This window comes from Halomicronema hongdechloris C2206 (assembly GCF_002075285.3).
Classification (GTDB): domain Bacteria; phylum Cyanobacteriota; class Cyanobacteriia; order Phormidesmidales; family Phormidesmidaceae; genus Halomicronema_B; species Halomicronema_B hongdechloris.
Genome location: NZ_CP021983.2, coordinates 5,210,874 through 5,234,366 on the forward strand (window position 1 = coordinate 5,210,874; position 23,493 = coordinate 5,234,366).

The following is a 23,493-nucleotide window of genomic DNA, read 5'->3' on the forward strand; positions in this document are numbered from 1 at the left end:
CTACCGACTGAAGGCCCCTCTAGCCCCCCAATCCTGGGGGGGACAGGAGTCAAATCCCCAAAATTGGGGATTTGGGGGCCTGGATAACGGGTAGTGTCTCTACCAGAAATGTCCTAAGATCCCTGTAGGGCAGTTGCGATCGCCCGAAAACTCTCCAATCCTGCTTCCAGGTTCTCGACCATCTCCTGGGCCAGCACATCCGGATCATCGAGGCTGTCGAGGTTGGTGAGGTTTTTGTCCCGCAGCCAGAAGATGTCGAGGCTGGGCTTGTCGTTGACGGTCATTCCACTAGCTAAAAATACGGGTGAGATGCAGTACGAAACCGGGCAGGACGGCTTCTCCGGAGAGTTGCTGGGGTGCTTGTAGGGTCTCGATAGACTGACCGAGCCGATAGATTTCCACCTGCTGATCTTGGGGGTTGAACAACCAGCCTAAGCGAACACCGTTTTCTTGATACTCCTGCATTTTGGCCTGGAGGGTCAGCAGGCTATCGCTATTGTGAAAGCGGTCATCGGCGAATACCTGGGGAGCGTATCTTCAAATTTTAAGGATGATTGATGGCACTGGTGCCGTCCCCCAAGTCCCCAGCCCAGGTCAGAATCCTTTTAGACTAAAGAAAAATCCTGCTCACCTAACTAAAATATGCCCGCCACCTCCGCCATTGACTGGGATGCCTTTGCCAAGAGCCTGACCCCCATCGAAACGATTCAGGAGCCGAGTCAGATCGAGAAACTCTCCAAGGACTACTATCACTTCAGCCCGGTGTTGCAGACCCAGTTGCAAGATAAAGTGGCGAATTTAGTAGTACGTCCCCGGAGTGAAGCCGAGGTGGTGCAAGTTGCCCGGGCCTGTGTCCAGGCCAAGGTGCCCCTCACCATTCGCGGGGCGGGCACGGGAAACTACGGCCAGTGCATTCCTCTAGCTGGCGGAGTCGTGTTGGATCTCACCAAACTCAACGCGGTGGCATGGGTCAAGCCCGGCCTAGCTTGCGTGCAGGCGGGCGCTAAGCTGGCAGCCATCGACCGGGTTACCCGTGAATCTGGTTGGGAGCTGCGCATGTATCCCTCCACCTATCGCACCGCTACTATTGGTGGCTTTATTGGCGGCGGCAGTGGCGGTATCGGTTCTATTACCTTTGGCCAATTGCGGGATCGGGGTAACCTCCAGGCCGTGCGGGTGGTTACCCTGGAAGATCAGCCCCGCATCCTAGAGTTACGGGGCGACAATGTGCAGCAGGTGAACCATGCCTACGGCACCAATGGCATCATCACTAGCCTAGAAATTCCCTTGGGCCCTGCCTACCCCTGGAGCGAGGTGATCGTTAGCTTCGAGCAGTTTATGCAGGCGGCTCGCTTTGGTCAGGCCCTTGGCGACGCCGATGGCATCGTCAAGAAGCTCATTAGTGTGCATGCCTGGCCCATTCCTAGCTACTTTACGGCCCTGGCTCCTTATCTGCCAGAGAATAAGGCGGCGGCTCTGCTGATGGTGGCTGATTCCTGCGTAGAACCACTGACAGCCCTGGTGCAAGCGTGGGGTGGCACTATTACCTATACCAAAGCTGCACAAGACGCGGCTAAGGGAACACCTTTGATGGAATTCACCTGGAACCATACCACTCTGCATGCCCGCAGTAGTGATCCAACCTTCACTTATTTGCAGACCCTATTTCCCTATGATCCCGACTTGGCCTTAGTAGAGCAGTGTTATCGACACTTCGGTGACGAGGTGATGATGCACCTGGAGTTTCTACGCACAGAAGGTAGGGTGATGCCGGCGGCTTTGCAGCTAGTACGCTATAGCACGGCGGCCCGGCTCAATCAGATCATCCAATATCACGAAGACCAGGGGGCCTTCATCGCCAATCCCCACACCTATATCCTGGAGGATGGCGGCCGTAAGACCATTGACACCGCTCAAGTGGCCTTTAAGACCAAGGTCGATCCCTATGGCTTACTCAACCCCGGCAAAATGCGGGGCTGGTTAGAGCGATCAGGGGCAGAGGCTAGCCCATAAGCGTTTCGGAACCTGTCTATGCCCTTTGACTATCACCATGTTGTCCGCTTCCATGAGACCGATGGGGCAGGGGTCGTTTACTTCGCCAATGGCCTAGTGATCTGCCACAGCGCCTACGAAGCCTCTCTAACCGCCACTGGCATCTCTCCGCAGACCTTTTTCCGAGCCAGTCCCTTAGCCTTTCCCATCGTGCATGCCAGCATCGACTTCCATCGACCGCTGCGATGTGGCGATGCCGTGACGATTCGGCTCACCCCCATTAGGGTGGGCGAGCATAGCTATGAGATTCATTATCGACTGGGATGGGACCCGGTAGATAAGCCAGCGGCGACAGCGTTGACTCGCCATGTCTGCATTGATGGGGATCGGCGTCAGCGGCGTCCCCTGCCCCCGAACATGGAGCGTTGGTTAACCCAGTGGGGAGAGCCTTAGCTAGTAATGCGACCAGCCAAGGGAGAACTAGCACTGGCGTGGGACTGAATTGGAATGCGACCGGCTAAATAGGCCAAGCGTCCGGCAGTGGTCGCCATGGCCATGGCCCGGGCCATGGCAATTGGGTTTTTGGCCTTAGCAATGGCGGTATTGATTAGCAAGGCATCCGCACCGGCTTCCATGGCTTGGGCCGCCTCGCTGGGGATGCCAATGCCAGCATCGACTACCACCGGGACGCCCGCCGTCTCGATGATGATTTCTAGATTGGCCAGGGTACGAATGCCCTGGCCAGAGCCAATGGGAGAGCCTAGGGGCATGACCGTGACACAGCCTGCTTCCTCGAGGCGTTTGGCCAGCAGGGGATCGGCGTTGATGTAGGGCAGCACGGCAAACCCTTCTTTGATCAATTTCTCTGCCGCTCGCAGGGTACCGATGGGATCGGGCAGCAGGTATTGCGGGTCAGGAATCACTTCTAGTTTGACGAAGTTATTGTCTTCTTGGCCCAGCAGTTTGGCCATCTCGCGGCCTAGACGGGCCACCCGCACGGCTTCGTCGACATCTCTGCAGCCTGCAGTGTTAGGCAACATCCAGATTTTACTCCAGTCGATGGCTTCGGCTAGGCCCTGATGACCTGGGGCCTGAGCCTGTACCCGGCGCACGGCTACAGTGACAATTTCACAGCCACTGGCGGCGATGCTCTGGCCCATGACGTCGAAGTTCTCATACTTGCCGGTGCCGGTCATCAGGCGGGAATTGAAGGGGCGACCAGCAATGGTCAGAGGAGTGTCGCGGAGACCGGTGCTGGCAGCTTGGGGATGGGCGTCGAGGATTTGCATGGGTTGAGGTGAGATGGCTGTAGTGGACGAGGGGCTGGGCTGGTGAAATCGCTGCCAAGAGAAGGCGGCCAAGAGGGGATCAGGCTGTTGCTCTAAGATGGCTTGGGCAACAAGTTGGGCAGTAATCGGAGCCAGGAGGATACCGTTGCGGTAGTGACCGGTGGCTAGGGTCAAATTGCTGCAAGCACTGGCCCCGAGGATGGGCTGATTGTCTGGAGTAGCGGGTCGAAATCCCCACCAACACTCGTCTAGGGGAAAATCAGCCAAGGCCGGACAGAGCTCCATGGCTCGACTGAGTAAGTCATTGAGCCCAGACGGGGTATTCCCTGGAGTAAAGCCCACCGATTCGCTGGTGGCGCCGATGATGATGCGCCTGTCCCGGCGGGGCACTAAGTAAAGGTTGTGGCCATAGATCACATGTTGCAAAGGCTGGGCCTGGGGATGCCCGTGGGGAACGCGCAGGGAAAGCATTTGTCCCTTGCGGGGAAAGACGGGTAGCGGCAACAGTTGGTGAGCCCAAGCGCCAGTAGCCAGCACATAGTGGTCGGCTTGGAAGTCACCGCTGCGGCTACGGACTGACTGGATGGCCCCCTGGTGTCGAACCAGCCCTTCGACCTCGACCCCTTCCAGAATGTCGATGCCTTGATCCTGAACGGCCCCTCGCAGGGCTTGCATCACGGCCCGACTGTCGACTTGGGCATCTTCTGGTAGCCACCACGCTCCCGTCAGTTTGTCGCTCAGGCCTGGCTGATACTGGGCCAGCGTTTCAGCCTCTAACCAGCGCACCGGTTTGGTCGATGCAGATGCGATCGCATCGGCATCGGGTCGCCGATATTGGGTCATGAGAATGCCACAGGGCCAATAGCCCACAGCCTGCCCCGTCAGTCCTTCTAATTTACTGACCCAGTCGGGATAGAGGCTTAAGCTACGACGGCATAGGGTATACATTGCTTCGCTACCCATGACTTCGGCATGGGGGGCCAGCATTCCGGCAGCGGCCTGGCTAGCCGCTTGCGATACTTCTCGACTCAGCACCCGTACCCGGGCCCCCCGCTGCTTCAGTTCCAGGGCAATGGCGAGACCAATGATCCCTCCGCCTATTACCAGGACATCTGATGTCCTCTCCGTCATCATGTCAATGAAATCCTACGATTGGCTGATATTTGCCTGCGGTAACCACTAACCCTACTAAGACTGTAGCCCCACTACCAGAGAGCAGGAATAGAATCGTCAGTCTCAACCGGATCTGATGTAGGAGTCGGTGTGGGGGGTGGGCTAGACATTGGCTCATCCGTAGGTGTGGGGGTATCTGTAGGTTGGGCTTGGTTCTCCTCTTGAGTTAAGGTCGCATCCTCCGCCAGACCGGTGCGAGCCGCTGGACTTTGACGTTCTACCAATTGCCCCGCCTGTTGCAGAGGGGTCAAAGACTGGTCGTCCCCTGCTTCAGTAAAGTCTTCCCCTTCACCAAATTGGGCAGCAGACTCAACCCCTAACCAGGTCAGCAGTACCACCACTAAAATGACCCCACCGATGAGGTAGCGACTCATGCCTCACCTCGCAATTACCTACGCGTGTGCCCCCATCATCCCTCAAACTTGAGTGTGTAGGGTAAGTTATTTCTCATCCTAACGAGTTTTTAGGCTTCACCCTAACGAGTCTTTAGGCAGAGATAGGCTGGAGTCACCAGCAGACCTCAGAACTAATTTGCAAAGGAAATCTTAAATCCCTTCAAAGTCAGTTCTCTCAGTGCTTTTAGCCATCTTGTCTCAATAACCGTTGCCCTAGCCTGCCCCTACCTCGATATCATGGCACTAATCTGCCGAATTTGAGGTAGTTCCGTCCCATGGCAACCCGTGGTAATGGGAGATGCAATGGGGCGCCTTGATCATCTGCACCGTCTACAGTCCTTTGGCTACAGCACTTGTCCTCTATGTATCCAGTCACGACTCCAGTGTTGCCCGATCGGTCCCTATGGATGTACGACACTACCCTGCGCGATGGAGCCCAGCGAGAGGGATTAGCCCTATCCATCGACGATAAGTTGCGCATTGCCCATCAACTAGACGAGTTGGGGGTGCCCTTTATTGAGGGGGGGTGGCCCGGAGCAAATCCCAAGGATGTGCAATTTTTCTGGCAATTGAAAGAAGAACCACTGCAGCAGGCGCAGATGGTGGCCTTCTGTTCCACCCGGCGTCCAGGACGACCGGCTGCCGAAGATACCATGTTGCAACCAATTCTGTCGGCGGGCACCGAGTGGATCACCCTCTTTGGTAAGTCTTGGGACTTACATGTTATCGAGGGCCTGAAGACCAGCCTGGACGAAAACCTGGCTATGATTGGCGATACCATCGAGTTTCTGCGCCAGCAAGGACGTCGGGTCATCTATGATGCCGAGCACTGGTTTGATGGCTATAAGGCCGATCCGACCTATGCCCTGGCAACCCTGAAGACGGCCTTAGGGGCTGGGGCCGAGTGGTTGGTCCTCTGCGACACCAACGGTGGGGCCCTGCCCCCTGAGGTGGCAGACATCGTGGGCCAGGTGCGAACCCAGCTGACGCAGGAGGCAGGCTCTCCCCTAGCTCTAGGGATCCATACTCATAATGATGGCGCTATGGCCGTGGCCAATGCCCTAGTGGCGGTGACTGCTGGGGCCACCATGGTGCAAGGCACCATTAACGGCTATGGGGAACGCTGTGGCAATGCCGACCTCTGTGCTTTGATCCCCAACCTACAGCTAAAGCTGGGCTACCACTGTATCCCTCCCCAACAATTAACCAAACTCACTGAAACCAGCCGCCTGATCAGCGAGGTGGTGAATTTAGCTCCCAATGACCATGCTCCCTTTGTCGGGCGCTCTGCCTTTGCCCACAAGGGCGGCATTCACGTCAGCGCCGTAGAACGCAATCCCCTCACCTATGAACATATTCAGCCAGAGCTGATTGGCAATCACCGCCGCATTGTGATTTCTGATCAGGCTGGTCTCAGTAACGTACTCTCGAAGGCCCGGAGTTTTGGCATCGAGCTGACGAAGCAAAATCCCAGGTGCCGAGACTTACTGGATCAATTAAAGGCCCTGGAGCGGAAAGGCTATCAGTTTGAGGCGGCTGAGGCTAGCTTTGAACTGCTGATGCGTCAGGTACTGGGACAGCGGCAATACTATTTTGAACTGCAAGGCTTTCAGGTCCATTGCGATCGCATGCCCGACGGCGACGACTGGCGTAGCCACTCCCTGGCCACAGTCAAGGTGAAGATCAACGGTCAGACCATTCTAGAAGCTGCCGAAGGCAACGGTCCGGTCGCTGCCCTAGATCAAGCCCTACGCAAGGCCCTGCTGAACTTTTATCCGGCCATGGCTCGGTTCTACCTGAGTGATTACAAAGTGCGCATCCTCGACAGCACCGCGGGCACCGCAGCCAAAACCCGCGTGCTGTTAGAATCCAGCGATGGCCATCAGCGCTGGACCACCGTGGGGGTCTCCACCAACATCATCGAAGCCTCCTATCAAGCTGTTGTAGAGGGCTTGGAGTATGGGCTCATGCTCCAAGAGACCGGGACTGCCCAGACCGCTAGTCCCTAGCCTGCTCTCAGACCTGAGGGTGATGGGGAGATGGGGAGGACGGAGGACGGAGAGCGGAGGACGGAGGAGAGTTTTAAGGTCTTAGGGTTGAGTGTTGAGTTTTGAGTTCTTCCGGTAATGATTGAATTCAATCCTCAACAGATCAACGGTCAAAACATCCTTTCCTGCACAAGTCTGTCTCTGCTTTGGTTTACTCGTCAGATAGAAGAGCCCTATCGCCTCTTCGCCGATGCAACGCGATCCATCACTACTCACCGATATGACCTTCCGCGGGGTCCAGGGCGGCGGAACGCCCTGGCCGTAGGAGTCCGAGGGGAACGGGATCCCCTCGGATGAGCACCCCGAACCACATAATTAAGTGCGGTCTTACCGAGGTTTATTACACCTTGCCGATGCAACGCGATCTATTGCTACTGACCAACAAGCCCTTCCACGGGGTCCAGGGCAGTAGTTCGACAGGCTCACCACAAGCAGTTTTCCCCGTAAACCCAACTCAGCCCAGGATTATCGGTCCTAGGCTGAATCAAGGGGCATTAATCAGACCCTGGCGGGTCTAAGCACTCTCTGCAGTTTCCGTGCGGGGAGAGGAATCTAGGAAAATATCCGTTGCCTTCAACCGCAGCCCAGCCCGGGGCTGAGCATCCGCTTTAGCAATATAGGGCGATACATCGATACTGCCACTGGCGATGATCAACGAGCCCTTCTTGATATAGTCCAGTTTGCGCCAGCCAGCGGATCCTTCCCAAATGGTGATCTCTACGGTGAAACTGTCGTTGTCCTTGCGGCTGGGAATCCGATCGACGTAGAGCGTCAAATGGGCCACTCGAGTCGAGCCACCGCTCTTGCGATCCACCTGACGAATCTCTGGATCAGCGCCTACGTTACCGGCTAGGGTACAGACATTCAGACCTCGACTAGACATGATTTGAAGTCTCCTCTGAGAGAACATGAAGATTGGTGCAGAGCAGAGTTGCTCTGAGTCAGCCGTTACGCGTAGATGCTGATGATCAGGCTGTTGTGGAAGATGCACCACGGCCTGGGGCAGTCTGTGGGTAGCGGTCGACTGATCTTAAAGTGACCAGTTGCTGGGGCCGGCTAACTCGGAGAAATTACGGAATTTGACAGCTGCTTGATTCTTGGTCCTCTGACCTGTAGGGTCAAAATGCTGTCAGAGTCCCGTATCGCAGTGGTTTGGAGGGACTCCAAGTCAATTGACTGACATCTAGAATCCCTAACCCCCATGAGTCTATGACGCCGCAGTCGATTCAAGTCGCGCCTCGCAGCCTCTGGTTAGCCGCGCTCAAGCCTCCGATGTATAGCGTCGCCATCATTCCCATTCTGGTGGGAACGGCGGTTGCCTATGCCGAGACGGGGCAGGTTCAGATGGGCACATTTTTCACCTTTCTGGGGTCGGGGATTTTGATCTTGGCCTGGGAAAACCTGAGTAATGATGTCTTTGACTCTGAGACTGGGATTGATGTCAATAAAGCCCATTCTCTGGTCAATTTGACCCGTAATAAACCCCTGATTTTCTGGGTGGGTAACCTCTTGTTGGCCCTAGGGATACTAGGGATTCTCATGGTTGCCCTGGGACAACAGGATGCCACGGTGTTGGGGCTGATTGGGCTCTGTTGCCTATTGGGCTATTGCTATCAAGGCCCGCCGTTTCGCCTGGGGTATCAAGGACTAGGAGAATTTCTCTGCTTTGCTAGCTTTGGGCCGTTGGGGGTAGGCGCTGCCTACTATAGTCAGGCCCAAACTTGGTCCCTGGGGAGTCAGTTGGCGGCCGTCATCGTCGGGATGACTACATCATTGGTGTTGTTTTGCTCTCACTTCCATCAGGTGAAGGACGATATCGCGGCTGGTAAACGCTCTCCCATTGTGCGTCTGGGAACCCGGCGGGAGCTGAGTTGGTACCCTGGCTGTGTGCCAGTGTTTTCCTGGTCACCCTGGTTGCCATTGCCGCCGGACAGTTTCCCCACTGGACTCTACTGATCATGGCCAGTGGCCCTCTAGCTTTGGGCCTGAGTCGCTATGTCCGCCGCTATCATGATCGACCAGAGCAGGTAAGCAATGCGAAATTCGTGGCCATTCGCTTTCATTTCTGGAGTGGGTTACTGCTGAGTTTAGGGTTTATGGTGGCCTAATGCCCTGCCATTTGAGGGTGCAGCCCTATGGGCGACGATTGCGTCGCCCCCTGACGACTGCCCATGGGTCCTGGCGAGTCCGTCGGGGCATTTTTGTGCGATTAGACATGGCTGGTCGGTTGGCTTTGGCGACATTGCTCCGATTCCCTGGTTTGGGACGGAGACCTGGGAGATGGCTGGGATTTTTGCCAGGGGCTAGGCAGCCAGATCGAGGTGGCAGGGTTATACGTCAGTTCCCTGCTCACTTACCGGCCTGTCAGGTGGGTCTGGCCTCAGCCCTGGCCCACGTCTCTCGGCAGTGGCGGCAGATGAAGTCCCTCAGTCCGGCCATGGTGGCAGGGCTCGTCCCGGCTGGGCCGGTGGCCTTAGAAGATTGGCAACCTCTCTGGTGGCAGGGCCATCGCTGCTTCAAGTGGAAAGTCGGGGCCTATCCTGTGGCAGCAGAGTTGGCCTGGCTGCGAGTTTGGCTGGCGACTCTGCCCCCTGGGGCGCGGGTGCGGTTGGATGCCAATGGTGGACTGACCGAGGAGGCTGCCTGCGCGTGGCTGCAAGCGTGCGATCGCATCAACGCCACCTCATGCCAAATCGAGTTCCTGGAGCAACCCCTGCCTCCCGAGCAATTGCCTGCCCTGCGCCGCCTCAGTCGGGAGTACCGTACTCCCATTGCCTTGGATGAATCGGTGGCCACGGTCCACCAGCTGGTGCAGGTGCTACAGCAGGGATGGCAGGGGATTGTGGTGCTCAAACCGGCCATTGCTGGCTCCCCCCAGACCTTGCAACAGATCTGCCAGCATTGGTCCCTCGACTGCGTCATTTCCTCAGCCCTGGAATCCCCCATTGGCCAGCGGGCGGTGCTGGCTAGGGTGCCAGCGTTAGGAACGACTCGAGCCCTGGGGTGGGGCGTCAATCATTGGTTTGACGACGGCTGGGAGCACCTGTCGGATGAGCACATCTGGCAACGGGTAAGCCAAGACTCAGCGGCGGTGTTTGCCACTCGCAGCCATGGCTGAGTCCCTATCAGCTGCAACTCTGTGGCACTCGCGCTGGGGCCAAGACTGGCTGGTGGGCCTTGACTCGGCCGCTTTTTGGTCCCAAGTGGAGTATCGGTGTGGCCAATTACCGGCCTATTCAGTGGTGCTGCTGGCCGAGGCCGATCCCCTTGATTTCTTGGCCGGATTCTATGCTGCTTGTAGTAAATCATGCACCTTATTGCTGGCCAATCCCCACTGGCGGCAACGGGAGTGGCACCAGGTGGCTCAGGTGGGCATTGTGCCAGAGGTGATCTGGGGTAGCTGTTCCCCGACAGTATTCTCAAGGGTTGATGGGAGCTCTTGGGCCCTGCCGCCCGCCGCCCTGCTCATCCCCACTGGCGGCTCTTCTGGACGGCTCCGCTTTGCCATCCACACCTGGAACACCCTGGCGGCGGCGGTGAGAGGGCTGCAGCAACATCTGCGAGTAGATGGTATCAATGCCTATTGTGTGCTGCCGCTATACCACGTCAGTGGCCTGATGCAGGCTGTGCGCACCCTACTATCGGGGGGACAGTTGGCCCTACAACCGTTTAAGGCTTTGGAGCAGGAAGGTCCCCTGAAGATTGATCCGGCAGAATTTGTCCTATCGTTGGTGCCAACCCAATTGCAGCGGCTGTTACGACGAAGCGCGGCAGCCTGGTTGCAACAATTTCAGGCCATCTTCTTGGGGGGGGCTCCGGCCTGGCCCGCCCTGTTAGCCCAAGCCCAGGGGTTGCCCCTGGCCTTGACCTACGGCATGACTGAAACGGCGGCCCAAATAGCGACCCTGTTGCCGGCAGAATTTCGGGCCGGCCACCGCTCTAGTGGCCGCTGCCTACCCCATGGGCAGATCACCATTGTCGATGCTGAGGGTCGGCCACTACCCCCTGGCTCGGTGGGCCAGATCCAGATTCAGGCCAAGTCTTTGGCCCTGGGCTATGTGCCAGGGCCAGGATTGCAGGCCAGCCAATTTCTCCCCGACGATCTGGGGTATGTGGATGCAGCGGGGTATTTGCATGTCGTTGGTCGCGGCAGCACCAAAATCATCAGCGGGGGCGAGAATATCTTTCCGCAGGAAGTGGAGGCGGCCTTGCTAGCCACTGGCCGAGTGGTGGATTGTGCTGTGGTGGGCTTGCCAGATCCTCTCTGGGGCCAGGCGGTGACAGTCCTCTATGTGCCTCAAGGGGCAGTGACCATGGCGCAGTTGAGGCATGCGATCGCACCTCGTCTTAGCCGCTACAAACACCCCAAACATTGGATCGCCATCTCAGCTCTACCTCGCAATGCCCAGGGCAAAATCAATCGATTCGAGCTGGAATGCCTTGCCCACTATTGTTTGCAATGATAGTGGTGTCGCGTAGTGCCAGGCGACGCCATTGCCTTCCCGGGCAGAGACGTCTGCTAACAGCAGCCTTTCCGCTTAAGACTCAGCCAGAAACTCCAGATAACTACGACTCAAGGATTTTACGGCCGTCTCATAGAACTGTCGACCATGCTCCGGTGTTGCTAGCCCCGGATTAGACCCCATGCGTCCGTCAGGATAATGCTGGCGAAAATCTGTGGCCCCATAGATAGGATGTCCTGAGGGGGCCACTGCCGGATCCAGCTGAGCCTGCTTGATGTGATCAGGATAGACATACTGGGTCAGAGCCACCTCACTCGGGGTCGCGTGGGAGCCCTCCTGATCACCATAGAGGTCCTTGGCCAGCTGATAGACCTCACGGCAGAGATACCAATTCGCCACTCGGCAGCGCACCTGATCCGCTCGCGGAAGATTGGCTTCAGCTAGGTAGGCATAGGCCTCTGCAAATGCTGCCTTGAGCGTGGCCACATTGCCACCGTGACCATTGATGAAGAAAAAGCGCGTAAACCCATAGCGCACCAACGGCTTCAGGTAGTCCTGAATGACTGCGATTAAGGTGCTAGGTCTGAGGCTAATACTGCCAGGAAAAGCAGTGTGGTGTAAGGCCATGCCCACGTTCAGGGTAGGGCCGACAAGGGTTTGGGTAGACTCGCCGACTCCCTTAGCGATGGCCTCGGCACAGATGGCATCAGTCCCGATCAGCCCGTTAGGACCATGCTGCTCTGTTGACCCAATGGGGAAAATAATGCCTGGGGAATGCTGGAGATAGCTCTCTACCTCCGGCCACGTGGATAGCTGCAGTAGCATGGTATCGCCTCTAGAGACAAACGCTTCAACGATGGAGCAGGATCGACCTCAGATCAACCCAGTTCGTTAGAATAGCCTGTATCACTCATAACATTCAGGGATTCCAGGGATTGATACAGATGGAGGGGCGAGGAATCTCAGTGAGTATGGGGGCTGGGAAAGAAGCATCTCGAAGCCATATCATGGGCTGACCCACTCGTACTCCCACAAATGTGGTCCCGAGGCCCAGTAAGTTAAGGGGATAACTACCATCGGGCATACCAATTGGGTACAGGCCCTTAGCATGTCGACAACCGATTTTAACGACATTGATTACAGCTAATTTTATTTAGAGGAGAAACAGCCCATGCTGCAGCGCAAAATCTATCAGCTCTGTTGTGATGGACGCGAGGTGTGGATTTATCTAAGAGATCAACAGCGATGGATAGAGCGGGCGCAGATTTTAGATATTGAGGGCGATCTCGTCACGGTTCGTTACGAAACCGATGAAGATGACGAGCTATCTTCCTGGGAAGAGATGCTGCGCCTCGATAGCATTGGCTCCATTATGCAGAAGCTAGCGACCGTACCCCGGGGCCTCGGCGAGCTTACCATCGCTGAGGACTGTCCTGAAACGGAGCAACTGCGCGATCATTACCCCGAGTCGAATGCTGATTAGAGTGTTCCAGCTAAATACTCATCCCAGGGCTGGCTGAACCGGCCCAATAGGCTGAGTTCAATTGCCTAGATCAGGATATTTTTTTTAGATGGAATACTCTTAGGAGCCTATTGGTGGTATTGGCCTCATGACTTGGCACGGATACCGGATGTATCTCGGCGTCAAACATCCTCCCCCTCGGAGGGCATTCTGGCCCCGGCGATGGGTTCGAACGCCGGACAATAACCATCGGGTGTCACCTTGAAGCCATAGAGGGGAGAGGCTGGGTTGCTGCAACGTTGCCCGCGCAAATGGAGACAATTAAAGCAGCAATCGATGGTCGTATCCCGCATCTGCCCCGGTTGGCTCAGTAATTCATGTTGGCTTAGTCCGTGGAGAAGGATATCGTCTCCTTGCCATTTCGCTTGGATTACCCCGGTGTCTGCAAACTTACTCCAGCGAGGATCTAGGGATAGTCTGCCTGGTAAGGATACAGTAATGGCTCCATCCTCGTCGTCTGCATTGTCATCGGCGGTCAATTCTCCTTCGTAGACCACATCTGGGGCAGCCGGCTGTACGAATCTATCCCCAATCGGCAGTTCCACCAGCTGTCCAGGGGATGGCAAATGAAGCTGATAACGGCTTTGCAACTCATCCAGATTGGTCAGATCAGCCAGCTGATGGCGAACCCCGTGAACGAATACCACATGCTGAGGCCGTAAGTTGTGAATCAGCTGCGTTGTGCTGATACCGTCACTGTGGGTTGTCAGAAGATAGGTGGCGATGGAGACTTGGTCACGCTTGGTTTGGGCAGCTAATTTCTGCAGCCAGCCAACGGATGAGACAGAGGAGGCTTGATTGGCTGAGGACCCGTCGGAAACGGCGGATTCCGTGGCAGCTAAGAAAAGTACCCAGTCTTTTATGGAGCTACAGTATCGACTGAGATCTTCTGCCTGATGGCCAATGATAATACATGGCGGTTGCACTGCCTTAGGGATTGCATCCAAACGCCGCACTCGGGGCAATATCCGCTCGTCCCAGAAAAGAGACTGGTGGCGGGCAAAGTTCTGGACGCTGCTGGGAAAGTAAGGCAGTAGTTCCAAATATAGGTCACAGCCAGCCGCGACGATCGGATCGACCCACACCGTAAAATCCTGGCCTGTGAAATGATGATGGCTCCGTAGCAACATTAGCAATTCCTGGCCCAATCCTAGGGCTGGGGTCGGCAGGATCACCCCCTTGCCTTGGGCCAAGACTCGGTTAATCTGCTCAGCTATCCGATTCTCTTGGTGCCTGCGGTGGGGATAGCGAGCTGTGCCATAGGTGCCTTCCAGTAGGAGCACATCTGGTTTAAGTCCTCGCAGCTCTTCTAGGGGCAGCCCTTCTACTAGGCGAGAGTTGGACAGAAAAAAATCGCCGGTATAGAGAACCGAATAGGTGCGCTGGGGTGTTGTGTAACGGAGTAAGAGGCAGGCGGCCCCTGGCAAATGACCGGCTGGCCAGAGTTGTACGGTAAGCCCCTGAGCAATTTCAATGGGGGTGCGCCAAGGCAGCGCCTGGCAAAAGGAGGTATTGGCCTCGGCTTGATTGGGCCAGTTTGACGGCAGCAGGTGAACAGTAACCTCACTGCCGTAGATGGGGATCTCAGGGAACTGCTGGTGCAGACTCAGTAGCCCTCGAGCATGGTCAGGGTGCGCGTGGCTACAAAATACCCAATCAGCGGGGGGGGGGATAACGATTTCTGTACCAGAGAGGATACATCTGCTAGGCCACAATCTAGAAGAATCCGATGGGGGCCCATGCGCATTTGCAAGCAGATTCCCTCCTGCTCCTGGTCCACGCCATAAGCTAGGCATGCCAGATCAGTCACGGGGGTTCTTAAAAGACAATGGCAATCAAGATGCTAAGCAATCGTGGCGCTAGTGAGCTGATCCATTACCGTGATAATCATCGGTGTCATAGAAGCCGTTTTGCGTTCCGAAAAATAGCGCGGCTACTACGAATAGGGCGGTCAGCCCCAGCAAGATTACCTTGATATCCATAGATGTTGAGCTGAATAACAGTCACGTGACTCCCTTAAGGCAATAGGACAAAACACCGTAGTTATTTCCTGCTTAAGAGAATAGCGTCGATCTCTCCTTTAGGATCCTACCAAGTCGCTTGAAGAACTAAAATCTTTTCCTGAAAATTAAACCCGCCCTATCCCCAGTGTCGCTTGAGGTCTAGTAGACTGCGGGCAAGTTTAACTACCATGAGCCGCAGCAAGGAGAGCTAGCGACCACAATGGTCACTCAGCCTCTGCCATGGGGCATTAGTGCTAGGTTTGGGACAGATAAGGGGGTAATACCCAGGGCACAGCACAGCTCTTGGCTGGTATCTAGATCGTTAGCCGGGACATGGCTCTCCCTAGGTGCTACGCTGCCTCTTTCAACTAGACAGTAGTATTTTAGTAAGTACTTTGTTGTTAAAGTTGACTGCTCCATGACTGCCGCCGCTACCGCCGCTGCCAATCCGCTGTTAGCCCTTGATTACATTCCAGCCCTAGCCGCTCTAGGAGATGACTACTACGATGTGGTAGTTGCTGCGGAATTTCCCCAACACCAGCTGCGGTTTCGCAACGACGATATTCTGCAACAGCTAGGGCTCGACCCGGATACGGTCTCCGATCAGCACTTCATCGAAGCCTTTGGCAAGTTCCAAGGCCGGGAACCCTTTCTAGCGCTGCGGTACCACGGCTATCAATTTGGCGCCTACAATCCCTTCTTGGGGGATGGTCGTGGTTTTCTCTACGGACAGGTAAAAGATCGCCACGGCGATCTCTATGATTTTGGCACTAAGGGGTCTGGCACCACTCCCTACTCCCGCGGGGGGGATGGTCGTCTCACCCTCAAGGGCGGGGTGCGGGAAGTGCTGGCGGCAGAAGCTCTGCATGCCTTGGGAGTAAGGACTTCGCGTACCCTCAGCCTGATTGAGACAGGGGAGTCGCTGTGGCGCGGGGATGAACCGTCCCCTACCCGCTCTTCGGTGATGGTGCGCTGCAGCCGTTCCCACATTCGCTTTGGCACCTTTGAGCGCCTGGAATACCTACACCGCCCGGATCTGATTCGCACTTTGTTAGAGCATGTTATTGACGTCTACTACCCATCGGCTCGGCTGTTTATCGATCCTCAAGCGCGTTATCTCAAGTTTTACGATGAATTGGTGCGGCGAGTGGCGGAATTAGCTGCTCAGTGGATGGCGGTAGGGTTTTGCCATGCTGTGCTCAATACTGACAACATGTCTATCACCGGTGAGAGCTTTGACTATGGCCCCTATGCTTTCATTCACGAGTATGACCCTCGCTTCACGGCGGCCTACTTCGACGATACGGGGCGCTATTGCTATGGCAATCAGCCCGCCATCTGCCAGGGCAATCTCAAGGCCTTGCAAAAACCCCTGGGGTTGGTGATGCCCCAGGCAGAGATGACTGAGTCCCTGGAAGCCTTTAAGGACCATTACTACACCCACTACCGTCAACTCATGCTCCATAAGCTAGGCTTGGACAGTCTTGCACCAGCCTTAGCAGAGGAGCTGGTGGAGAAAACGGTGCAGCTGTTGGGGGGAGCGCAGGTGGGCTATCACGATTTCTTCCTGGAACTGACTCGCCAATTTCGCCCTGAGTGGCGAGAGGATGCCAGCACCATGCTCGGGACTACCATGGCAGCATCAGATCCAGCCGCAGCTAACTTACTAGAGGCTTGGCGGCAGCTGTATCATCATTGTCTCAATCAAGCACCTGCAGAGGCCATGACCTCTGTGGGTCAACGTTTACGCCAGAGCAATCCAGAAACGGTGCTATTGCGCCCGGCTATCGAGGCGGCCTGGGAACGGATTACTGAGGAGGACGATTGGCAATCATTCTATGACTTGCTGCAGCACCTGCAATCTCCCTTCTTGCCAGCCTGATATCCGAGGGCAAAGCTAGATCATGGGTGTTAACTTCCTTTGGCAATTATAATACACATGTTCTAAAATGGGGGAGTAGCCAGTTCCTTGCTGTCCTATGTCTACTCTGGCGGCCCCTTCCGGGGCAGATATGACCTGTCCGCCAGCCTGGTCTACGATTCGCTTTCGCCGGGCCAAGGATAGGAAGGGGTGGGCTCTGTTAGGTATCCCCCAGCCTGTGTATCCCTTGGTGGCGCTGCGGCTGTTTGAACTGAGGGCCCGTCTGATGAGTCGTCATGATGATGGCTCCTTTATTAGCGTGCTGTTCGAGGCTCCCCCGGCGGTAGCCGCAAAGCTGGCCCGGGTGTTCCCGGCTCCACCAGGTTGTGAAGCGCTGAAGGTATCAGAATCGGGGGATCGGATTTTGTCGGGAAAGGCGGCTAAGTCTACTAAGGCCATTGCTCAGCGCCTCGACCCCACCAGTGTGGAGCTTGAGGCTGCCTAGGGTTCTTTAGATTGCTGGCGACGGCGACGTTGCCGTAAGGCCTGAAACACCTGCAGCCCCAGGAAATAACTCAAGATACTGAACACCAGGCCCACTAAACAGCTGCCGGTCAGTAGGGCTGCGGTGACATGAGCTCCCATGGTCGTCCAGCCCTTTAGGGTTTCTAGATCGGCCATCTGGTCTAGGGGACCTCCCCCCAGTAGCCAGTGCCCCAGTTGATAGTTAAAGGCGAAGATGGGTACGTAGGTAAAGGGATTGCTAATCCAGGTGCCTGTGGCGGCCATGAGCCGGTTGCCGCGGATTATCGTTGCGATCGCAACGCCGATAATAATTTGCAGGCCAAATAGCGGAAAGCAGCCCGAAAATACACCTGCGGCTAGCCCCCGGGCCAACTCCTGGGAACTGCCCTGCATGCGCATGAAGCGTAGGTAAAAGTATCGCAGTCGCCGTCTCCAAAGAGTTCGGCGGGGTCGATGGGGGGAATGGTGCAGGCTAGAGTCAGGCAAGGCGGTCATAGAACGATGGACTCAGTAGGGCCGCCATGGAGACCATGACTGGGACAAAACCGTGAGTTGTTTAACTATTGTATCGACGCCATCACCCTGCTGGCAGTCTCCATGGGGCACGATAGGATAGAAAGCCACCCGATCAGCATGCTCTGTCGCCGCAAAAACGTTCCCACGGACCCGAGTAAACAGGTGGCATCGATCGGGATTTCCGCTTCTACCTTCTGCCTTCTGCCTTCTGCCTTCTGCCTTCTGCCTTCTGCCTTCTGCCTTCTGCCTTCTGCCTTCTGCCTTCTGCCTTCTGCCTTCTACCTTCTGCCTTCTACCTTCTGCCTTCTGCCTTCTGCCTTCTACCTTCTGCCTTCTACCTTCTGCCTTCTGCCTTCTACCTTCTGCCTTCTGCCTTCTGCCTTCTGCCTTCTGCCTTCCCAGACCACCATGTCAGCCGCCATCGTTCAGGGAGACACTATCGCTGCCATTGCCACCGCCGTGGTACCGCAACAGGGCAGTGTCGGCATTGTGCGCCTGTCTGGCAGCGAGGCCATAGCCATCGCTCGACGGCTGTTTCATGCGCCTGGCCGCCAGCCCTGGGAAAGTCATCGCATCCTCTACGGCTACGTCCGCCAGCCCGAGACGCGGCAGGTGGTGGATGAAGCCCTGCTGCTGCTGATGCAATCGCCCCGCTCCTATACTCGTGAAGACGTGGTGGAATTCCACTGCCACGGCGGCATCATGGCAGTACAGCAGGTGCTGCATCTCTGCTTGGCCCAGGGTGCCCGTCTGGCCCAGCCAGGAGAATTTACCTTGCGGGCCTTTCTCAATGGCCGCCTCGATCTGACCCAGGCGGAAGGCCTGGTCGACCTGGTTGGGGCCCAGTCTCCCCAAGCGGCTCAGGCTGCCCTGGGGGGCTTGCAAGGGAAACTAGCCCAGCCCTTGCGCCAACTGCGCAGGAGCTGCCTCGACATCCTGGCCGCAGTAGAAGCCCGCATCGATTTCGAGGAGGACCTGCCCCCCCTAGATGAAGATCAGATTCGGCAACGGGTCGATCAGCTGCTGGAGCAGATGGATCGTCTACTGGCCACGGCTCACCAGGGAGAACTGTTACGCAGCGGTCTCAAGGTGGCGATCGTAGGCCGCCCCAATGTCGGCAAGTCTAGCCTCCTGAATGCTTGGAGTCGATGCGATCGCGCCATCGTCACCGACTTGCCCGGCACCACCCGCGACGTAGTAGAGTCCCAGCTGGTAGTGGGGGGCATTCCGGTGCAGGTCCTCGATACCGCTGGCATTCGAGATGCGATTAACCAGGTGGAGCAACTAGGCATCGAACGGTCTCGCACCGCCGCCCAAGCTGCTGACTTGGTGCTTCTGGTCCTAGATGCCCAGAGCGGTTGGTGTCCCGAGGATCAACAGCTCTACAACCAAGTCGCCCATCGCCCCCTGATCTGCGTGGTCAATAAAATAGACCTACTCCAGGGGCAATCTCCCCCTGCCCTGCCCGAGCCAACTCACCTGACCGTATATACTGCCGCTGCCTGCAATGAAGGCATTGAGGCCCTAGAGCAGGCGATTCTGAAAGCCATCGAGGCCGATGGCCTCACCGCTGCCGATCTGGATATAACCCTAAACCAACGCCAGGCGGCCGCCCTCACCCGGGCTCGTCAGGCTCTAGTTCAGGTGCACGAAACTATTACCCAGCAACTTCCCTTGGATTTCTGGACCATCGATCTGCGCAGCGCCATCCACATTCTGGGAGAACTCACCGGCGATGACCTGACCGAATCGGTGCTGGATGAGATCTTTAGTCGTTTCTGTATTGGTAAGTAGTGGAATGCAGCAGCCATATTCCCTGAAGCCGGGAAGGCAACAATTTTATCTTGAGATTAACACTCCCTAAACCTGACCATAACCCAATTCTTACTCAAGCTTTAACCTTTACTCGATAGGTTTAGCGTGGCTTCACTGTGTGTATTTAACGAACGCCACGGAGTGTGATTTATGGTAGCTAACGGAGTAAAGGCCCTCGTCGCCACCACGGCGACAGTGGCTGTCACCTTTGGGATGTCCGCCACTAGTGCCCAGGCCCAGTTGATTCAGATTGATGGCTCTAGTACTGTCTTCCCCATCACTGAGGCCATGGCCGAGGAATTCATGGCAGAGAATTCTGATGTTCGGATTACCGTGGGTGTATCAGGTACGGGCGGTGGTTTTTCCAAGTTCTGCAATGGTGAAACCGATATTTCCAATGCCTCCCGTCCCATTAAGGAAAGCGAAGCCGCAACCTGTGCCGAAAACGGCGTTGAGTATATCCAGCTGCCCGTTGCTTCTGACGCCCTCACCGTTGTGGTTCATCCCAACAACACTTGGGCCGAGGAGATGACCGTCGAGCAGCTAGAAATGCTGTGGGCTCCCGAGGCCGAAGGCACCATCACCCGCTGGAACCAGATCGATCCCAGCTGGCCCAATCGTCCCATCAACTTGTTTGGCCCCGGTACCGATTCTGGTACCTTCGATTACTTCACTGAAGAGATCGTCGGTGAGTCTGGTGCTAGCCGGGCCGACTATACCGCCAGCGAAGATGACAATGTGCTAGTGCTGGGCGTCGCTCGCGATCCCAACGCTTTGGGCTACTTCGGCATGGCCTACTACCTGGAAAATCAGGATAGCCTCAAGGCTGTTGCCGTGGATGGCGTCCTGCCGACTCCAGAGAACGTGGAGAATAATGCCTACACTCCCTTGTCTCGCCCCATCTTCATCTATGTCAGTAAAGATGCGCTGGAGCGCCCAGAGGTCAGTTCCTTCGTGGAATATTATCTGAGCAATGCCAGAGACATTGTGCCGGAAATTGGCTACGTTCCCTTCCAAGCGTCTCGTTACGAGAACCTCCTAGGAGAACTGTAGGCTAGCGCTCCTAGCAATTGAGTTCCATCATCTGCGATAGGCCTGGGGCAGCTTCCCCTGCTCCAGGCATTTATTGATCACTCTGCGGCCAGTCTGCTATTCTCACCGTCCGAAGATCCCATGGGACCGTCCGATTCTTCTCAGCCCCGATCCCAGAGATCCTGGAAACGCCTGTACTATCCCCTGATCCTGCTGTCTATCCTACTCCACGGCCTGCTACTAGTGGCGCCTCTTCCTTCTCAACCAGACCCAGCAGAAGAGGAGGAAGAGACCGAAACAGAGGACGAGGCTGAAGTGGTGGATCTCTTAAGCATCAGTAGCTTGGTCAGCGAAGAACCGCCACCACCAGAGCCTGCCACGCCTCAACCGACGGCCGCTCCTCCGCCTCAGACAACACGGCCTGCAGCCCCCCGCCAGCCAGTAGTTCCCGACACCTATCCCCCGGAACCGGTGACGAGAGACCCAGCCACGTCGGCCCCTGCCGAGAATGCCGGGCTAGTGGCGCCAACAGCACCCGAGTCGAATTTCACCATCGATCCCCAACGACAAAATCAAGCCCTGCAAGGGGTCACCGTCATGGGGCGTACTGGCAGCAGTAATTTCAATATCACTGACCTATTTCCGGTCGCGGCTTGGGGGAAGGGCCTCAATAACTTGCCGTCAGGAGATCGGAGGTGCTTCTTCAGCAGCATTAGCCAGAACAACTATGCCCTGGTTGATGGAGCCATTGACCTGCTCTACATTTCCCGCAATATCGAATTGGTAGAGCGCGAGGATCTGGTTCAATCCTTTGAACCTAAGGGCTATACTCTGGTGCCTTCAGAGCAAGACTATTGCAATCATCCTCTGATTGAGGTGCAAGAGGCAGGACAACCGCTCCTTTATGTCTCGTTGATTGATCTCAAGGGCACTACCATCGTCATCTTTTGGTCTACTAATCCTCTCAATGCTTGAGGGTCAACCACTAGGATAGAGCTATGAGACGGTTATTCCCTGGTGCTACGGTGTCAACACCCCGCTGGAAATCTCTATTGACTCCCATGCTATTGCTGTCCCTGGGGCTGCATGGGGTGTTTTTGTTGATTCCCATTGCTTCCTCTGATGAAGCAGCGATTCCGCCGCCAGATCCGGACGAAGATAGCATTGCCATCACTCGTGTGCCACCCTCACCGTCGTCCTCGGCCTCTACGGCCCCTGCCCCTGGGACACCGGCCTCGGTGGCGACTAGTGTTCCCTCCCAGCCTGTTCCCCGTCGCGCTAATCCAGCGGCCCGAGCTGCTCATTCTGGTAGAGGGTCGCGTTCCTCCAGGCAGACCTCCCAGCCCGCTAAGGAACAAGCTTCGCCCCGCCAAGCTCGCTCAGAGCCAGCGTTACCAGAGCTATCTGCCCCGTCACCTACCGCGTCACCTACTGCGTCACCTACCGCATCTCCTGCCACTGCCCCATTGGACTCGTCGCTGCCCACCTACGAGTCGGTATCGGTGCCGCAGGCCCTACGCGATCGCATCCAGCGCCTGGCCCAATCCGACACCCTGGCGGTGCCCAAATCTCTATTGGACTATCTATCATCTCTACAGGCGGCCTATACCTTCAACGACACCAACACCAGTGGCGAGGCCCTCAAAGATAACTTGGCCGATTGGGTAGACCAATACCGACAAACCTTAGATCAGCCCGACCTGTGGCAAGAACCCTTTGCAGACACCCTGGAGATCACCTACCAACACCGCGTCTGCATGGAGCCGGCCCCAAAAGTAGCAACCATTGGGGTTGTTGTCGGGGCTGACGGCAGTCTCCAGAGCCAACCCACCCTGCTCCGCAGCACAGGCTACGGTGTCTTGAATGACCAAGCGCTGAAACGAGTCGAAACCTACGACTTTCCCACTCCAGGAGAGCTAAAAGCCTACACTGTCGATGTCAAGGTGGAGCTGGACTATGGTCCCCAACCCTGCCTCGATAAGACTCCCGAAAATACCTGATTATCGATTGCGATCGGTCAAAATCTCATGGCCTTCTGGGGTCACCAACACCGTATGCTCAAACTGGGCCGAGAGGGCGCGATCCACCGTCACCACGGTCCAGCGATCGCTGAGGGTGCGGGTATGCTTCGACCCGGCATTGAGAATAGGCTCAATGGCCAGGGTCATCCCCGGCAATAACTTCATGTTGGGCAACTGACGGGTGCGGAAATTAAAGACCGAGGGGGGCTCATGTAGATTGCGCCCCACCCCATGGCCCGTAAAATCTTCCACCACCGTATAGCCGTCGGTACAGATGGAATCTTCAATGGCTCCGGCAATGTCTAGCAGCGTGTTGCCTGGCTTCACCTGGGCGATGCCGGCGTAGAGCGCCCGCTCCGCTGCTTGCATCAGCCGTTGCGCCTCCGCAGACACTGGGCCAACAGCAATAGTGATACAGGAATCGCCGTGGAACCCTTGGTAATAAGCCCCGGTATCCACCTTGAGTAAATCGCCGGCCCGAATCACCTGACGCCGCCGCGGGATGCCATGGACCACCTCGTCGTTGAGGCAGACACAAATTGAGCCGGGGAAGCCGTGATACCCCTTAAAACTAGGAGTTGCTCCCATTTCGCGAATGCGTTTTTCGGCATAGGCATCCAGGTCCGCCGTGGTCATGCCCGGTTGTACCTGCTGGGCAATTTCCCGTAGCACCGTCGCAACAATATGGGCAGCCTGTCGCATGATGGCGATCTCTGGCTCCGACTTAAGTTCGACTCCCCGAACCCGACGCCCCCTGGTGGAACGTTTTGGTAAAAGTTGGCTGAGAATGTTCATCCGTCAAATAGGACAGTCTTAGTCCATGGTAGGGTAATCTCGG

Annotated in this window: 18 protein-coding genes and 4 pseudogenes; 13 read left to right on the forward strand and 9 right to left on the reverse strand. The window is 56.4% G+C overall.

Going from position 1 to position 23,493, the window contains the following annotated elements; all coding sequences use genetic code 11:
* Positions 1-113: 113 nt before the first annotated feature.
* Positions 114-272 (reverse strand): annotated as a pseudogene (locus XM38_RS23805) (type I restriction endonuclease subunit M); the annotation flags it as partial.
* A gap of 16 nt (positions 273-288) precedes the next feature.
* A pseudogene (locus tag XM38_RS23810) lies at positions 289-495 on the reverse strand (Uma2 family endonuclease); the annotation flags it as partial.
* 147 nt (positions 496-642) lie between these two features.
* Here XM38_RS23810 and XM38_RS23815 point away from each other — a divergent pair.
* On the forward strand, positions 643-2,013 hold the full coding sequence (locus XM38_RS23815; RefSeq protein WP_080812509.1) for an FAD-binding oxidoreductase: 1,371 nt from the start codon (positions 643-645) through the stop codon (positions 2,011-2,013).
* 18 nt (positions 2,014-2,031) lie between these two features.
* A complete protein-coding gene (locus XM38_RS23820; protein ID WP_080812511.1) occupies positions 2,032-2,445 on the forward strand; it encodes an acyl-CoA thioesterase in 414 nt (137 codons plus the stop codon).
* On the opposite strand, the gene thiO is transcribed toward XM38_RS23820, so the two are convergent.
* A complete protein-coding gene (thiO, locus tag XM38_RS28490) occupies positions 2,442-4,412 on the reverse strand; it encodes a glycine oxidase ThiO (RefSeq protein ID WP_080812513.1) in 1,971 nt (656 codons plus the stop codon). The genes XM38_RS23820 and thiO overlap by 4 nt on opposite strands.
* 74 nt (positions 4,413-4,486) lie before the next feature.
* Entirely contained in the window at positions 4,487-4,828 is a 342-nt protein-coding gene (locus XM38_RS23830; RefSeq protein ID WP_080812515.1) for a hypothetical protein, read from the reverse strand.
* 383 nt (positions 4,829-5,211) lie between these two features.
* Between XM38_RS23830 and cimA the strand changes: the two genes are divergently transcribed.
* Entirely contained in the window at positions 5,212-6,858 is a 1,647-nt protein-coding gene (cimA, locus tag XM38_RS23835) for a citramalate synthase (protein ID WP_080812517.1), read from the forward strand.
* Between the two features lie 553 nt (positions 6,859-7,411).
* Here the strand turns inward: cimA and XM38_RS23840 are convergent.
* Positions 7,412-7,780, reverse strand: a complete 369-nt coding sequence (locus XM38_RS23840) for a single-stranded DNA-binding protein (protein WP_080812518.1) — start codon at positions 7,778-7,780, stop codon at positions 7,412-7,414.
* Between the two features lie 326 nt (positions 7,781-8,106).
* Between XM38_RS23840 and menA the strand changes: the two are divergent.
* From menA to XM38_RS23855, 3 genes and pseudogenes are all read left to right on the forward strand, one after another.
* Positions 8,107-9,005, forward strand: a pseudogene (gene menA / locus XM38_RS23845) (2-carboxy-1,4-naphthoquinone phytyltransferase).
* Positions 9,005-10,015, forward strand: coding sequence for an o-succinylbenzoate synthase (locus tag XM38_RS23850; protein WP_088431272.1), 1,011 nt, complete (start codon positions 9,005-9,007; stop codon positions 10,013-10,015). Before menA ends, XM38_RS23850 begins: the two are co-directional and overlap by 1 nt.
* Positions 10,008-11,360, forward strand: coding sequence for an AMP-binding protein (locus tag XM38_RS23855; RefSeq protein WP_088431274.1), 1,353 nt, complete (start codon positions 10,008-10,010; stop codon positions 11,358-11,360). Before XM38_RS23850 ends, XM38_RS23855 begins: the two co-directional genes overlap by 8 nt.
* Before the next feature lie 75 nt (positions 11,361-11,435).
* Here XM38_RS23855 and XM38_RS23860 read toward each other — a convergent pair whose 3' ends face one another.
* Entirely contained in the window at positions 11,436-12,185 is a 750-nt protein-coding gene (locus XM38_RS23860; RefSeq protein WP_088431276.1) for a creatininase family protein, read from the reverse strand.
* 346 nt (positions 12,186-12,531) lie between these two features.
* On the opposite strand from XM38_RS23860, the gene XM38_RS23865 reads away from it, so the two are divergent.
* Entirely contained in the window at positions 12,532-12,843 is a 312-nt protein-coding gene (locus XM38_RS23865; protein WP_080812527.1) for a DUF6679 family protein, read from the forward strand.
* Positions 12,844-13,004: 161 nt separating this feature from the next.
* On the opposite strand, the pseudogene XM38_RS23870 reads toward XM38_RS23865, so the two are convergent.
* Positions 13,005-14,629, reverse strand: a pseudogene (locus XM38_RS23870) (MBL fold metallo-hydrolase).
* Between the two features lie 674 nt (positions 14,630-15,303).
* Between XM38_RS23870 and XM38_RS23875 the strand changes: the two are divergent.
* The gene (locus XM38_RS23875) at positions 15,304-16,767 is read left to right on the forward strand and encodes a protein adenylyltransferase SelO (RefSeq protein WP_088431280.1); all 1,464 of its coding nucleotides are present in this window, start codon (positions 15,304-15,306) and stop codon (positions 16,765-16,767) included.
* A gap of 97 nt (positions 16,768-16,864) precedes the next feature.
* Positions 16,865-17,251, forward strand: coding sequence for a hypothetical protein (locus tag XM38_RS23880; RefSeq protein ID WP_080812529.1), 387 nt, complete (start codon positions 16,865-16,867; stop codon positions 17,249-17,251).
* On the opposite strand, the gene XM38_RS23885 is transcribed toward XM38_RS23880, so the two are convergent.
* On the reverse strand, positions 17,248-17,766 hold the full coding sequence (locus XM38_RS23885; RefSeq protein ID WP_080812531.1) for a DUF2062 domain-containing protein: 519 nt from the start codon (positions 17,764-17,766) through the stop codon (positions 17,248-17,250). The two genes, XM38_RS23880 and XM38_RS23885, sit on opposite strands and share 4 nt — an antisense overlap.
* A gap of 429 nt (positions 17,767-18,195) precedes the next feature.
* Here XM38_RS23885 and mnmE point away from each other — a divergent pair, with 429 nt between their 5' ends.
* The 4 genes from mnmE (at position 18,196) to XM38_RS23910 (ending at position 22,634) form a co-directional block, all read left to right on the forward strand.
* Complete coding sequence (gene mnmE / locus XM38_RS23895; RefSeq protein WP_088431282.1) at positions 18,196-19,581, forward strand: tRNA uridine-5-carboxymethylaminomethyl(34) synthesis GTPase MnmE; 1,386 nt, start codon at positions 18,196-18,198, stop codon at positions 19,579-19,581.
* A gap of 171 nt (positions 19,582-19,752) precedes the next feature.
* Positions 19,753-20,655, forward strand: a complete 903-nt coding sequence (locus tag XM38_RS23900; RefSeq protein WP_080812536.1) for a PstS family phosphate ABC transporter substrate-binding protein — start codon at positions 19,753-19,755, stop codon at positions 20,653-20,655.
* Between the two features lie 120 nt (positions 20,656-20,775).
* A complete protein-coding gene (locus tag XM38_RS23905) occupies positions 20,776-21,609 on the forward strand; it encodes a hypothetical protein (RefSeq protein WP_088431284.1) in 834 nt (277 codons plus the stop codon).
* A gap of 23 nt (positions 21,610-21,632) precedes the next feature.
* Positions 21,633-22,634, forward strand: coding sequence for a hypothetical protein (locus tag XM38_RS23910; protein ID WP_137455216.1), 1,002 nt, complete (start codon positions 21,633-21,635; stop codon positions 22,632-22,634).
* Here the strand turns inward: XM38_RS23910 and map are convergent, their stop codons facing one another.
* The gene (gene map, locus XM38_RS23915; protein WP_088431288.1) at positions 22,635-23,450 is read right to left on the reverse strand and encodes a type I methionyl aminopeptidase; all 816 of its coding nucleotides are present in this window, start codon (positions 23,448-23,450) and stop codon (positions 22,635-22,637) included.
* Between the last annotated feature and the right edge of the window lie 43 nt (positions 23,451-23,493).

What these genes read in the sequence shown, in the direction of transcription:
- XM38_RS23840 (WP_080812518.1), bottom strand. Translation starts at nt 7,780, where the DNA reads ATGTCTAGTCGAGGTCTGAATGTCTGTACCCTAGCCGGTAACGTAGGC.
- XM38_RS23885 (WP_080812531.1), bottom strand. Translation starts at nt 17,766, where the DNA reads ATGACCGCCTTGCCTGACTCTAGCCTGCACCATTCCCCCCATCGACCC.
- XM38_RS23855 (WP_088431274.1), top strand. Translation starts at nt 10,008, where the DNA reads ATGGCTGAGTCCCTATCAGCTGCAACTCTGTGGCACTCGCGCTGGGGC.
- XM38_RS23875 (WP_088431280.1), top strand. Translation starts at nt 15,304, where the DNA reads ATGACTGCCGCCGCTACCGCCGCTGCCAATCCGCTGTTAGCCCTTGAT.
- XM38_RS23905 (WP_088431284.1), top strand. Translation starts at nt 20,776, where the DNA reads ATGGGACCGTCCGATTCTTCTCAGCCCCGATCCCAGAGATCCTGGAAA.
- XM38_RS23850 (WP_088431272.1), top strand. Translation starts at nt 9,005, where the DNA reads ATGCCCTGCCATTTGAGGGTGCAGCCCTATGGGCGACGATTGCGTCGC.
- map (WP_088431288.1), bottom strand. Translation starts at nt 23,450, where the DNA reads ATGAACATTCTCAGCCAACTTTTACCAAAACGTTCCACCAGGGGGCGT.
- XM38_RS23900 (WP_080812536.1), top strand. Translation starts at nt 19,753, where the DNA reads ATGGTAGCTAACGGAGTAAAGGCCCTCGTCGCCACCACGGCGACAGTG.
- XM38_RS23910 (WP_137455216.1), top strand. Translation starts at nt 21,633, where the DNA reads ATGAGACGGTTATTCCCTGGTGCTACGGTGTCAACACCCCGCTGGAAA.
- thiO (WP_080812513.1), bottom strand. Translation starts at nt 4,412, where the DNA reads ATGACGGAGAGGACATCAGATGTCCTGGTAATAGGCGGAGGGATCATT.
- XM38_RS23860 (WP_088431276.1), bottom strand. Translation starts at nt 12,185, where the DNA reads ATGCTACTGCAGCTATCCACGTGGCCGGAGGTAGAGAGCTATCTCCAG.
- XM38_RS23830 (WP_080812515.1), bottom strand. Translation starts at nt 4,828, where the DNA reads ATGAGTCGCTACCTCATCGGTGGGGTCATTTTAGTGGTGGTACTGCTG.
- XM38_RS23820 (WP_080812511.1), top strand. Translation starts at nt 2,032, where the DNA reads ATGCCCTTTGACTATCACCATGTTGTCCGCTTCCATGAGACCGATGGG.
- XM38_RS23815 (WP_080812509.1), top strand. Translation starts at nt 643, where the DNA reads ATGCCCGCCACCTCCGCCATTGACTGGGATGCCTTTGCCAAGAGCCTG.
- mnmE (WP_088431282.1), top strand. Translation starts at nt 18,196, where the DNA reads ATGTCAGCCGCCATCGTTCAGGGAGACACTATCGCTGCCATTGCCACC.
- XM38_RS23880 (WP_080812529.1), top strand. Translation starts at nt 16,865, where the DNA reads ATGTCTACTCTGGCGGCCCCTTCCGGGGCAGATATGACCTGTCCGCCA.
- cimA (WP_080812517.1), top strand. Translation starts at nt 5,212, where the DNA reads ATGTATCCAGTCACGACTCCAGTGTTGCCCGATCGGTCCCTATGGATG.
- XM38_RS23865 (WP_080812527.1), top strand. Translation starts at nt 12,532, where the DNA reads ATGCTGCAGCGCAAAATCTATCAGCTCTGTTGTGATGGACGCGAGGTG.